This window comes from Paenibacillus pabuli (assembly GCF_039831995.1).
Classification (GTDB): Bacteria; Bacillota; Bacilli; order Paenibacillales; family Paenibacillaceae; genus Paenibacillus; species Paenibacillus pabuli_C.
Window position 1 is genome coordinate 791,759 of sequence record NZ_JBDOIO010000003.1, and the last position, 13,575, is coordinate 805,333.

9 protein-coding genes are annotated in these 13,575 nt (G+C 46.9%); 2 read left to right on the forward strand and 7 right to left on the reverse strand.

Features of this window, described 5'->3' with window-relative positions:
* Positions 1-117 precede the first annotated feature (117 nt).
* The 7 genes from ABGV42_RS05700 to ABGV42_RS05730 form a co-directional block, all read right to left on the reverse strand.
* The gene (locus ABGV42_RS05700) at positions 118-396 is read right to left on the reverse strand and encodes a hypothetical protein (RefSeq protein WP_347380783.1); all 279 of its coding nucleotides are present in this window, start codon (positions 394-396) and stop codon (positions 118-120) included.
* Positions 383-2,161, reverse strand: a complete 1,779-nt coding sequence (locus ABGV42_RS05705) for a hypothetical protein (protein WP_347380784.1) — start codon at positions 2,159-2,161, stop codon at positions 383-385. Before ABGV42_RS05705 ends, ABGV42_RS05700 begins: the two co-directional genes overlap by 14 nt.
* Positions 2,162-2,165: 4 nt before the next feature.
* Positions 2,166-5,726 carry a DUF4132 domain-containing protein gene (locus tag ABGV42_RS05710; RefSeq protein ID WP_347380785.1) on the reverse strand — a complete coding sequence of 1,187 codons (3,561 nt, stop codon included), beginning with the start codon at positions 5,724-5,726 and terminating at the stop codon, positions 2,166-2,168.
* 44 nt (positions 5,727-5,770) lie between these two features.
* The gene (locus ABGV42_RS05715; RefSeq protein ID WP_347380786.1) at positions 5,771-6,964 is read right to left on the reverse strand and encodes a VWA domain-containing protein; all 1,194 of its coding nucleotides are present in this window, start codon (positions 6,962-6,964) and stop codon (positions 5,771-5,773) included.
* On the reverse strand, positions 6,949-9,351 hold the full coding sequence (locus ABGV42_RS05720) for a DUF5682 family protein (RefSeq protein ID WP_347380787.1): 2,403 nt from the start codon (positions 9,349-9,351) through the stop codon (positions 6,949-6,951). The genes ABGV42_RS05715 and ABGV42_RS05720 overlap by 16 nt, the downstream gene beginning before the upstream one ends.
* A complete protein-coding gene (locus ABGV42_RS05725) occupies positions 9,339-10,439 on the reverse strand; it encodes an ATP-binding protein (protein ID WP_347380788.1) in 1,101 nt (366 codons plus the stop codon). Before ABGV42_RS05725 ends, ABGV42_RS05720 begins: the two co-directional genes overlap by 13 nt.
* 260 nt (positions 10,440-10,699) lie before the next feature.
* On the reverse strand, positions 10,700-11,677 hold the full coding sequence (locus ABGV42_RS05730; RefSeq protein ID WP_347380789.1) for an aldo/keto reductase: 978 nt from the start codon (positions 11,675-11,677) through the stop codon (positions 10,700-10,702).
* 292 nt (positions 11,678-11,969) lie between these two features.
* On the opposite strand from ABGV42_RS05730, the gene ABGV42_RS05735 reads away from it, so the two are divergent.
* Positions 11,970-13,160: a cytochrome P450 family protein gene (locus ABGV42_RS05735; RefSeq protein ID WP_347380790.1), complete on the forward strand. Its 1,191-nt coding sequence runs from the start codon at positions 11,970-11,972 to the stop codon at positions 13,158-13,160.
* A gap of 41 nt (positions 13,161-13,201) precedes the next feature.
* Positions 13,202-13,546 (forward strand): ribosomal protein L7/L12, encoded by a 345-nt coding sequence (locus tag ABGV42_RS05740; RefSeq protein WP_347380791.1) that lies wholly within the window; start codon positions 13,202-13,204, stop codon positions 13,544-13,546.
* The last annotated feature ends 29 nt before the right edge of the window (positions 13,547-13,575 follow it).

The window sequence follows — 13,575 nt, forward strand, 5'->3', positions numbered from 1 at the left end:
GAATAGTGGGCTGCACGTTGTTAACTTGGATGAATCGGATTTACCAACCCATTAACGCATTCCCCACAAAAAAAAGATCTGCAGAGGCTTTCGCATCTGCAAATCTTTGGGTTCGGTTCAGATCGTTTCCTGAACACTTAGTCGTACATATTGGGTTAAGCGGCAATAATGGTTCAGCAGAAGCTCCTCATTGCCATTACCAAGAGCCAGGTTGCGCCCTTCCGCAATGAATAGCTCCACAATTTCCTTGAGAAATATTAATTGGAACCGGTTGATCTGCTCAAGAAACTGTTCCAGCACGTTTACATCCTTCATGGTAAATTGGGATATTCCGCGCAGCAGTAATTCTTCTGCCCAGCTGCCAATCTGCTGCATGAACTGACTATAGTCTTCCAAGTCTTCCCGTCCTTCCATAGCCTATATCCAATTTCAGGCTGAGTACCCTCTGCCCCTTCAGAAAGCTGATCGGATAGAGATTACCCTGTTCCATCCGAACAAAAGCATAAAAATGTTCGAGGGAGGCGGCTCCATATCCGGACTCCAGACGCTGGATCATCATTTGCCAGTCCATGGAATAGGGAAGCGTCAGATGAAGCAGCTCCCCTTCCTCCATTTCAATGGTAAGGTTAAGATGTTGAGTTCGTTTATGAAAGCTGTGATCTACGATCCGGGCAACCCGAAGGATGACAAGACGTTCCTTCGGGTTGGTAAACAGTTCAAATGTCCGTGAATCCTCACGAAGTAGAGAAGGAACATCATTCATGTATTTGTTCAGATTAACATCTTCCACGTTTGATCGCGTCATGAGTTCCAGCTTCGCGCCTTCTCCTGAAGAGAGCCTGCGGTCGTTATTCACTTTTACCGTTTGAAACTGCAGCTCTTCCCCGGCGAATTGACGGAAGGTTACGTTGGTGAGCCATGGTGTAAACGCCCCATAATGCTCTGCGTATGAAAATGAATTGTCGTCATAGTAAACAGCTCGCACATCGCTGTACGTGTATATTTCTTCGTCTTCAAAACAGTAGAAATAATACGTAATGCCCCGGTAACCGGACCTGGTCTCCCATGCATCTGCCCCTAGACCGTACAGATGCAACTGTGGAACCGTATAATATCTACTGCGAAAACTGCCAATAAGCTGGCTCTGCATAAAGGCAGAAGTATTCTCCTGCTCAAGGACCTGCAGGGCGAGATACAGTTTGGAAACCCGATCAAGCATGGTTTGCATGGAAAAGCGGACATGTCGATCGAAAAATAGTTGCAATTCACCCTGAATTCCCCGTAAACTTCGCTCAATATCAGGCAGGTTACCGCTGTGTGCAGCTACAGCAAACGTCTCCAGCTGGGCCATAAAGGACTTCGGCAGCCTGGCCAGCCCGGTTTTTAACAGATCGGCAAGCATGTTCCGGCATTCACGGACCGTTTGCATTGAAAACTTGGTATCATATACTCTTCCGCTTAGTACGTTTGAATCGTCCACATGTTGTTGTCTGCGATATCGAAGTAAAGCTTCCAGCTTCGCCATATTTCCAGCCGTTTGTTTAACTTTACACAGCGCCTTCGCCAGACTGGGTTCCTCGGTGAATGAAACCTCGATGTCTTGTCTAACAAGTCGCACGGTTAGGAGCGAATCCTTCAGCACTTCAATCTGTTCGGGGTACCTTAGCCGGAAGCAAACCTCTTCGATCATTGAAGAACTATACGATTTGATTAACGTAGACAGGTCAAACTCTGTCATCCAGCGGAAACGGGATTCATGATCTGGAGTTAACTCATCTGCATCCATAGCAATCGAAATGGAATGTGAAGCATTGTCAGTCACTTCAGATAGTACCGTCTCTGTCTGAATAGCTTCACCCGTAGCATCTTCATCCGTCTGATGTTCACGCTGATAATACAGGATCGAGATCAGAACATGTTTGCAGATGTGATCTGACGGACAGGAGCAATTCCAGTGATCGAGCGTATTTTCGAGTGTACAGAGGGTTTCATCACTTAACTTACAGCTCACTGATGATTCATTCCACGTATATTGCACAGTCACACCGCTATCCATGTCTTTCAATGAGCGTTTGTATAATCCCTTATTCGCATGTCTTATCAGATAATCTTCCGTGCACAACTTCAAAAATGTCCTGAATTTCTGTTCAAATTCACTCACGTAATCAACGCCCCGAAGCTCTTAGGATATCGTAGAGCGTTTCACTGAAGACACGGCCCGGAATCTGCCCCAGAGCAACGCTCTTGTTGCTGCTGTAATAATAGTTTTTCTTGTTCTCCGGTCTGAAGAAATGAAGGGATTCCAGCGTGATATCGTCCATCCCCTCGTAATAGGTGATACTGGTACCGCTGAAATGCAATTCAGCTACGTATTCATCGTACTCCTTGTAAAATTCATGATACCAGCCGCCGTCCATTGCCGGCCCCTTGATCCATCCGTATTTCTCCAGTGCTTTGGGGAAAGCTGTTGGTGAAAATTCCGATTCGGGAAGACGTGCGTACTCCTCCAGCTTGATATCCTCTTCCTCAGGCAGATGAATTTCACGTTCCAGCTGCTCGAAAGGCTGATTCACTTCGTAATCTTCGAGCTGCGTTTTCCAGCCTTCCAAAATCGATGCTTCAAGTTCAAGAGGATGTACGAGTCCTACCTGCGCATTCAAAGGCAGTTCGTATTCATCCTCATCCACGGTATTAAACGTGCCATCTTCCATATAGCGGAAAGTGCTGATCAGCTGACCATCTTCATACGTACCCCAGATCAAACCTACAGCGAATTTTTGCATGATCACATTTTGAACAAAGAGTGCTTTCCACTCTTCTGCGGACCATAGACGCTGCTTGGATAGTGATTCTTCCAGTCGCTGTGCCTGAATGCCCACCATCGTTTTGAGATCTTTCTTCAGCTGGGTAAAACGCGCCTTGGATTGTGCCGCAAGCTCTGCATCGTCCTTCTGTGCAGGGGCAGGCAAGCTTTTCACCGTTTTACCCGTTTCTTCATTCAGAACGACAACCTGCAGATCCCCATTCACTTTAATCAGGAATGAACGCTCACCATAACTTAGCCGCAGTGTGCCGGACTCATCAAAACCGAGGGTGGTGACAAGTCGATCTTCCAATTGTTCCGGCGTAAGTCCCAAATTGTCGGCCGCAAGCTGCAGTGCTTCTTCCGCCGCGCCCTTCACCTGACGGTTCTTCACGCTGCGTTTAATCTTGTCTATGGCCATCAGAGCAGATGGCTCTTTCAGATATGCCAGTACCTTCACAGCATCTGCGGCGATGGCCCCTCGGCTGTTTTCGGTCCACTCCTTGATTTGAGGCGTCAACATGTTCACGATTTGGATACTTCCAAAGAGTGCAGAGATATACATCACCCACTTCTCCTTGGCAGGAGCACCGTCCTGAATCCATAACTGGAGCAGTTCAGTGGCGAATCGCGATAACGATTCCTCGTTGGCATACTCACGCAGTTCATTCAGCCTTTCATTCGGCGCAGATGTATGATCTACCGATTGCACCAGAATATATTGCTTGATTCGATCATCCAACGGTTGATTGTCTTCAGAACGAATGAGCGAAGGTAAATCCTTTAGGGATAACCAACTAAACCTAGCCAGCTTTTTGGCATCCGCCTGATCAGCGAGCGCAGCATGGGCGTACTCCGGACTTTGATCTGCGGTATCCAGCAGAATTTGGATCAAGTTCTTCCATTCTGCCGACTTCTCTCCTTTTAGTAGCTCACGGTATAGATCCTTATTTTGATCCAGACTGCGAATCGCACTAAGCGCCATTTCCTTCACGCTTGCTTTCTTCTCTGAACGATAGATCGTTGTGAACAGTTCTGGATCAGCCAAACGATTGAATTCGGATAATGCCATTCCGTTTGCTTTTTTGGATGAATCCTGCAACCCAGCGCGAATCGCCTCGGCCAGTTTCTCCGCCTTGAGTTCGCTTCGTTGCTCGAAGGTAATCTCCAGAATTAAAATACGTGTGTCCGTGGGAAGCTTTTTATACTGTCCCAGAGCATAATCCAGATTTTGCTTGATGATCCGGCGATACTCATCCTGTGGCATTGCTTTGTACCTGTAATCCGTCATCCCGTTAAGTGAGATCAGGCTGGTTAACAGTTTATCCTGCTGCACCTCCGGATCTTGTCCATAACGCTGCAGCAGCTTCTCACCGCTAAAAGCGTATGATCGATACATATCTGAGACGATATCAAGCGTCCACTCTGGATATGTAGCTAGAATCACAAACCGGCGCATCGCCTCTGAATCCACGGGCAGGAAACTGATGGCAATAAGGCTCTGAATGCGTTTTTTATCACGATTCAGATTGTTAAACAGACTGCGGCTGTTTGAGTCTTTCCAATAATCATCAAAGGAAGTCTGGCCTTCCAGATATCGTGCGATGGCAAGGCCGCTGCGACCTCCATCGAGTGGCTCTCGGAGTACTGCAGAGACGGCTTGTTCAACCGTACCGTCCGCATCAGGTATTTCCAGGCCTTGATCCTCCAACATCTTTTGGATAACCAACTTGAGATACGGGGTTTTCAGAATATGATAAGCTCGTATGGATTGTTCCGGATCACTCGTAATGGCCGACTGAATGGTATGCCATGATATCGTATACATATTCAATTCGTTATTCATGAGCTCGATTAATTGGTATGGCTCTTCCAGAGGAAGCAGACCAGCAAGCAGTCCGTCGGCATTCTTGGCTCTGGAATCCATGCTCATAAGGTACATGCGCATTTCAAAAGGATATATTTCATGCAAAGTAGTTATTGCTTCCAATAGAGCATGACCCGTTTCGCCTTTGTTTTCGAGGAACCGATCCTTGCCCCCATGGATATTGATTAAATACAACAACGAGCTGCTTATCAGAATCATGGTCTGGTGGAACACATTCTGAGATAGCTGCTCTTTTTTATTCAATGTAGTACCCGGATAAAGCTCTTCAATCAGGCGATTCCGTTTTTGCTGAAGAAATTCCGGATCCAGATCATGCACGGACCGATTAGACCGGCTCTGCATGGAGCACACAACCAGTGGCTCAATAAGCTTATGTAACGTCGGGCGGATCTGCTCTGCAACATCAGCAACCACCAGTTGAAGTAACTCAGGCAGGTGGTTGCTTAGTAATTGTAACTGCGCTGCCTGTGAGGTAACGCCGTCCAGTTGGGAATACAGTTTCAGGAGAAGCAGAGCGTCAATAATTTCCCGCTCATGGTTGCCATAGCCATTGCCTTTTTTGGAATCAACAAACACCTGCACACGGCTTAGTCTGCTTTTGAGCTCGTCCACAATTTCTTTTTCTCCGGCAAATTGACGGATTTTCTCCAAACGGGATAGCAAACCGCCTATCCGGTCCGGATTTTTGCTCTTGCCGCTTAGACCGTAAGCTTCTGAATCATTGCCGAGACAGATGGTGAAGCCATCGGTAGCCCATGAATTACGTCTGGAGTAATGGGATTCCAGGTGAATGACGATTGCCCCTGCCCGGAAAAATATATCTCCATCGTCTTTCTTGGCAAGCTTCATGAGAGCGTCAATTGTATAATAGACATAGTGACTGGAGTTCCCCAACATTTCAGGAAACTTGTCCGTATTTCCAAGCACATAATCAATGATTTCTTGACTCCGATCGGTTTTCAGTGAGTAATCCTTCGAGCACATCTCAGCAAACTTCTCAACTAACGCCTCAACAGCGCGATCTGTAGTAAGCATTACGCATTCCTCCTTATATTTGAGTGAATTTGGTTTTTATAAACTCATGACGTGATCATTTCGCCGATCCAGTCCGCAAGCTCGTTGGGGGTAATTGCGGCAACATGCGCTCCCATATTGGTCAAGGTTTGTGCAGCATGTTTGTTGTAGACGGTATCCCCATTAAAATCAAGTGCAGTGAGGACAAGCAATTTGCAACCTGCATCCATAATATCCTTACACGCTTTATACATTTGTTGGATCGGATACCCCTCTTCCAGATCACTCACAAGGATATAAATCGTTTTGCCGGGATTATCAATCAACGTCTCACCATAACGCAGGGCTTTAGTAATATGAGTCCCTCCGCCGAGCTGTACACTCATGAGAACGTCAACCGGATCATCCAACCTGTCGCTCAGATCGACAACCTGGGTATCAAATATAAACAAGTGGGTGCGCAGCGCATTCAAACGATAGAAGATACTGGCCATTACCGAGCTGTAGATGACGGAGTCCATCATGCTGCCGCTTTCGTCCACAGAGATGATAACGTTCCATTTATTGTGCGGCTGTATGTTACCGTCGAAATAGAGACGATCAATCACAAATCTGCGGTTGGCTCGGTCAACATTTTTCAGGTTCTTGGTAATGGTTCGTTTAAAATTGAGATTGCGCAGCGAACGTACAGAACTAGGCGTGTAACGGCTGCGTTTACCCATGATGCTGGCTCTGGTCTGGGATTCCAGTTTGCGCTGAAGATCCTCAACGACAGTTCGTACGATTTCTTTTGCACTTCGGAGTACATCCCCCTTCATTCGTCCTTTGAATTGCATGATGTTTTTCAGCAGATTCATGTTGGGTTCTAGAGACTCAAGCAGCTTCTTATCGGTTAACAGCTCTGTCAGCCCGTAACGGTCCAATGCCTGTTTCTCCAGCAATTCCACGGTTGGTTTGGGGAATAATTCCCTTACCTTATGTAACCAGTTTGGGACCGTAAGATTAGAGGAACCGCGTCCTCCTTCTTTTCGGTATCCCTGCTCCTCCCCGTACTCGCGATTGTACAGATAACCCAGAATTTCATCGATTTCGGTATATTTAAAATGGTCCGCGTCGTATGCCTCTGCATTGGACAATCCTTCTTCAGCAGATTCGCCTAAGATCAGCCGCCACCGGTTCAGAGTTTCAGCCTGTTTGGGATCAGAAACGCCCTTCAAATGATCTGGAGCTATCTTCCCTCTGTTCAAATCAGCTTCCATGCCTCAAACTCCTTCCGAATGGCTTCATCCCAAGATTTCACCTGAATCAGCGTTTGTTCGTCTACGCCAGGCATCGCCATCTCTTCAGACTGAACCTGATGCAGCTTCGCAACCCGATCCGCAATCAGTGTCGTCTCCATAGGTGTGAAATAGGTGAATGCAAGACGAAGTTCCGGGATCATCAACATAAATTCATCATGATCAAGCTGCTCTATCATGTAATTCAGTTCAGATAACAGCTGATCTTCATATAAAAATGCGTCTCGTGCCACGGAAAACACGCCCTGTAAATAGAGTGCAGTCTGCCGCATTTGATCAGGCGTTCCGCGAATGTATCCCCGAGCACGATCAACGATCTCTTCCCTTGAACGATCGCCGAGTCCCGAAGATATGGCCAAACATACACCTTCGAGTTGAGCCGGAAGCTTGTGGTCTGCCAGCAGTTCATTCAAATGAGATCTGAAGGTTTCATCCTGGTAACGTTCCTCGGAAGATTCGGCCAGCATCGCCAGCAGCTTCAATCCCTGAATAATAGACTTGTGTTCATCAGGATTCGTTCTCGCAAGCTGCAATAATTTATCCACTGCACTATTGTAGGCTTCGGCGACCAGTTCCGGAAGATGACTGTCATCCGATAAACCAAGCAATCTTCGATGCTGATGAATTCGGTCCAGAATGTCAAGACTCCCGCACAGGGATAGAAAATTCCCATCTTTTCTGAGTGCTGATCGCACCTGTTCATACAATTGCGTTGCGGTATCCTGTAAACCCATAAGCAGAGCCTGAAGCATGGATTTTGCAAGATCACCACTATGATGATCCGGGATATCCTGCATGTGTTCTGCCAGCTTCCGGGCAGCCGCTTCCTGAATGGTACCGCCATAGAGGGAGTTTTCAATTAATCTTGCTTCAATTCTTGACGAATAGATATAGATCCAGGTTTCCCGGACCAAATTCATGTCCCGCTGGGTAATCCAGTCTGGTCCGGATTGACGTTTCGCGAATTCGGGAACCAGATAGGTAATGCATTGGAACAATTGACTAAGCTGCCGATGCTCTGGTTTGGCATACAGATCAAGTACTTTTTTGTGCTGTCCAGTTGTACGAATCTGCAGCTTCGATGCGGCACAGCGCACTTTGAAATCTTCAACGATCGGAATGCTGAATGAATTAGGGGCGACACTTCCTATCGCATCTCCGGTCAGGAGATGCTGGAGCTCTTGCAGCGGTTTTTCTGTAGCAAGTGTAAGCTCACCTTTGACAAAAGAAGACAGTGCCGCATCCATCAGCTCATAGACTCCGCCTTCTTTTTTGCCCCGAAGCGCTGCAAGGCCCTGAATCATGCTGTATGCCTCAATCGCGTCACTGGTTGATACGTGCTCATGACCTTTACGCAGTGTACGCGTAAGCTTGGACAGGAGATTCACCGCCGTTACGCTATAAGCTGTACTTTTCTTGCGAAGCAGCTCGCTCCATATCGTGTCGTAGTAACACACATAAGGCATACCACTCGCATAACCATTCAGACGATCCGCTTCCGCAAAGGTATAAACCATAGGATACATCTGCTGATGTACCGAATCCTTGGTTGTAGAGCTTATGTTCTTCTTCACAGGATTGTCCGGAGACTTGTCGGCATCCAGGCTCAGTAGTCCGTAAGTATGGAATCCACCTGTGATGACAAGCACACGCTCATATTTTTGGGAAGCCTCATGAATACAACTTCGCATGTGTTCCTCTCTGGCAAGATCACCAGCACTGCTTAACCGCTCAGCTGTGTAACACATACGAGATAACGTACAGTACGTGAATACATCCTGCACAAACTTCTGTGTGGATTTCTCCAAGCCGCCGATCTCAAACACTTTCTCCCACAGTTCATCGAAGCTGCGGCAGTTCATTTTTTGACACAGACGGTTGATAAAATCCGAACTGGCCAGCAGTGTCTCGTCCTGAACAGATATTTCGTGCTGTTCTGCTCTCTCCTTGTTGGAGAAATGATAGTAATCGAGATCAATAAACTGTGCAGGAATGCCAAGCCTTGATGCTTCCCGTAACGCTACATATTCAGGGGAATAGCGCAGCATCGGATAGTAACACGCAGCGCGGTCATCCTCGCTCTCATAGGTATAATACAAGCTGACTGGAGGGATCGTTGCTTCATCAACCAATACGGAGAGAAATGGATTACCGCTCTCGGGTCCTTCGATCAGAATACTGTCCGGCTTGTATGCCTCAATCAGCTGTAACAGATGATAGGAGCAAACCGGGCTATGGTGCCTTATAGGAAAATAAATCGTACCCTTGTTCAAGTTAAACACCTGAGACTCAAAGAGAATTTGTAACTGGGTAACATCCGACTCTAATGGTTGCTCTACCCGATCCATTTTTTCTCCTCGTAATAGTCCTTCCAAATTCCCTCGTCTCTTGAGCGCTCCTTCACTACCTTAGAGAAATAGGCTTTGAGAACGGACAGATCCTTGTCGTTTTCCTTGGCAATAGTTCCCAGCATGTTCTGCACCAGACGATCCAAAGCGATTCCCTTATCCTCGTAATAGTACGAAGTCATTGCACTTTGTACGTATACGGATACGGCTTCTGCAGTACTCATGGAAGCTTGTGGCGTATCCAGCTTGTACCCTTCGCGGCTCATACCGGTACGAAGTTCCATGAATGTCGTGGCAAGAAGTTCGACCACATCCGGATTAATTTCGATATCAATGTCACTATGTAGTAAAAGGCTTCGTGCCTGGGATTCGATAATTTTCGCTTCCATCTTCACACTGCTGATCGGCTTGATCGTTTCGAAGTTGAAACGGCGTTTCAGCGCACCACTCATCTCGTTAACGCCTTTATCACGAATATTCGCTGTAGCGATAACGTTAAACCCCGGCTTGGCAAACAACACACCGCCATCGAGTTCAGGAATACTCATGACTTTGTCACTTAGAATACTGATCAGACTATCCTGCGCTTCGGCGGGACAACGTGTAATCTCTTCGAAACGGGTGAGGATACCCTTCTTCATGCCGCTGTACAACGGGGAGGGTACGAGAGCTGCTTCAGATGGACCTTTATCAAGGAGCATGGCATAGTTCCAAGAATACTTGATCATGTCCTCTGTCGTGCCTGCCGTACCCTGAATGGTGTTCAGACTGGTTCCCGAGATCGCTGCGGTCAGCAGCTCGCTGAGCATCGTTTTCGCTGTTCCCGGTTCTCCCACCAGCATTAAGCCGCGATTACCCGCCAGCGTTACGACGGCACGTTCAATTAATACGTCATTCCCGTAAAATTTTCGAGTAATCGGAATGGCTTCCCCATCCAACATTGCAGGCTTTTCCCTGCCGATAATGAAGTCTCGCACATAAGCAGGGGATAATAACCAATTAGGGGGCCGTCTTCCCTTGTCTTCCTCCCGAAGTGCGCGCAATTCAGTTTCGTATAATGTTTCAGCCGGTGGCTTAAGCATTTCCATCGTTATCATTAATCTCCTTCCACAAAACAGATCGTATGTTCTTATTCCTATTATTTTATCACAGAGGTCTCTGAACCACCCTAGAAAGCAGGAAAAATGGTTGAAACGTCCCTCTTATCAGAACTTTAACTAAGTCTATGGACATGGAATATAGCACATTTATGTATTTGTGTGTCCGCAAAAAAACACAGACCGCCGGCCTGTGTTTCGTTCTGGTTTCTGAAAATGATCCCGCTAACCTGTAATCACGTGTACCCTGCTTACATTCTTCTTCCACAGGAAGCCGAATACAGTTCATACCATTCATATCGCGTCAGTTCGATCCGTGTTGCATCCCGGCAGGCTCGAATACGTTCAGGCCGAATTGAACCAATAACAGGTTGAATCCCGGCCGGATGTTTCATTAACCATGCGAGTACAATGGATTCAGCCGTGACGCCCCGTTCCCTGGCAATTTGATTCACTACCTGGACTGTATGTTCAATTTCCGGTCTCTGACCTTCAACCACGCGGCCCGTGAATCTCCCCTGTGCGAGCGGACCCCATGCCTGCAGCTGGATATTCTCTGCCTGACAATATTCCATCGTGCCATAAGGGAAAACCTGATCCTTGGCTTGTGGACGGTTCACGGTAACCCCCGCCTCCACAAATCCGATTTTGTCCAAACTCATCTCGAGCTGATTCACGATGAGAGGCACCGAACTATTCAGCTGCAGCAGCCGAATCTGTTCCGAACCCATGTTGGATACACCAAAATGTCTGACTTTGCCTGAATGATGAAGTTTCGCAAGTGCTTCACCGATCTCCTGCGGATGCGCGAGGGGATCGGGACGGTGGAGCAGCAAAATATCCAGGTATTCCACGCCGAGCCGAGATAGGATACCGTCAACACTGGCTTGGATATGGGCTCCGGAAGTATCGTATCGCTGTGGCCCTTCGTCATCCCCCACCAAACGTATGCCGCATTTCGATTGGATGATAATTTGTTCTCGCAAGCCATGTCTCTCTGACAGGATTCGTCCAAAAACATGCTCTGCTTTGCCACGTGTATAAATATCAGCCAGGTCATAATGATTAATGCCGATCTCGAGAGCTGCCTCGACGGCCTTGTGACCTTCATGTACTAAATCATCGGTGATGGGAAGTCCGTCCCACTCACCTCCAAATCGCATACAGCCAAGTACAAGCGGACTCGCGGGAATCTGGTGACGATTCAAGGGAAGTCGTGATTCATTCATAACAGAGTACTCCTTTCTTTTCGCAACTTTCACTCGAGGATTCACTACTGTTTCTTTTTGTAGATTCTATTTTCCTGCCTCTTCCAACAAAATGTTCCTGTCCATGGGTACGCTTTCTTCTTCTCTGTCCAACTTAAGAATACCTATTCCAATGAAAAACAAGGGTTCAACAGTCTTTATATTGAATATATAGAGGATGCAGACTTTATGTATCAAGCTGCAGAAGCATACATATGATCCTTTTAGCAGAGGACTTCATATTTGAGCTCTTGGATGAGAGGAGAGAATTGAATTGAATACGAATGAAACTTCACAAACGGCATTCTTTACCAAGGAATTCACACAAAACCCCTATCCCGTGTACGCAAAATTGAGAGAGACTGACCCTGTTTTCAAGGTCATGTTTCCTCATGGTGAGTTTGGATGGATTATAACCCGGTACGAGGATGCGGTCGAGGTGCTCAAGGATCAACGCTTCAGTAAGGATGTAGCCAAACGATATGGACCCGAAAATCAAACTGTCTTTGTAAATAACATGCTATTCTCCGACCCGCCGGATCACCGCCGCCTGAGAGGACTTGTACAGAAAGCGTTCACGCCCAAATTGATTGCAGATATGAGAAGCCACATTCAGGACATCGCCGATGATCTGCTGAACAACATAGGTTCCAGGGATAAAATGAATCTGATTGATGAATATGCTTTTCCTCTTCCGATTATTGTCATTAGCGAAATTCTGGGTGTACCTGTTGAGGATCAGGACAAGTTTCGCGTATGGTCCAATTCCATCATTGATGCGTCGAGTTCAGATCACGCTGAGATGTTTGAACAGCATGCGAAGGAGTTTACCGAATACCTGACCGACTGGTTTGCCAAAGTGCGCGAAAATCCGGGCAAAGACCTGATAAGCCAGCTTGTTATCGCGGAGGAATCGGGACAACAACTTTCTGAAAATGAATTGCTAGGGGTTGTCTCCCTGCTTATTATTGCCGGCCATGAAACCACAGTTAACTTGATTGGCAATGGTGTGCTAGCCTTACTTGAACATCCGGAGCAGCGGGATCTGCTGATTCAGAAGCCAGAGCTTATTCATAATGCAATTGAAGAGATGCTTCGTTACAATGGTCCCGTCGAATTCAGTACGTCCCGCTGGGCACTGGAAGATGTTGAATTCCGCGGACAGAGTATTGCCAAAGGCGAGCTTGTGATCGTAGCGCTTGATTCCGCCAATCGGGATGCGGACAAATTCCAGGATGCCGATATCTTCGACATTACACGGGAGAAGAGTTCACACCTCGCTTTTGGTAAAGGCATTCATCTCTGTCTTGGTGCTCCTCTGGCACGTCTGGAAGGCGAGATTGCCATTAATACGCTGCTCGCCCGTTATCCTGAGATACAGCTTCAGACGGATGTTAACGAACTGGAGTGGAGACCCGGCATGATTGTTCGGGGAGTGAAGGAAATTCCGGTTCAACTCAAATGACAAAATGATCCACACGTAATGAAAGAGAGGCATTTTACACCATGGAGATTAACACCATTATTTTTATTGTTTTTTTACTTCTAATTGTGATACTACTCGCCAGAGTGACTAGTCTTCAAAGCCAACTGAATGAACTCAAACGGGATGTGGAACGATTGGAGAATGGAGCTAGCATAACGCCACGTTCCCCATTGAATTATTCTGTTTCACCATCTAGCCTGTCACCTTCGTCCGGACCGCAAACGGAGTTGTCAGAGCTTGATCATGAGTTGATTCTAATGATAGAACAAGGCAATAAGATAAAGGCCATTAAAAAGCTTCGCGAAGCCACAAACCTTTCTCTTAAAGATGCCAAAGATTATGTTGATGCTTTAGATCGCACATAAGTCGTGGTGAGTTCGTTAAACTCTCTGCT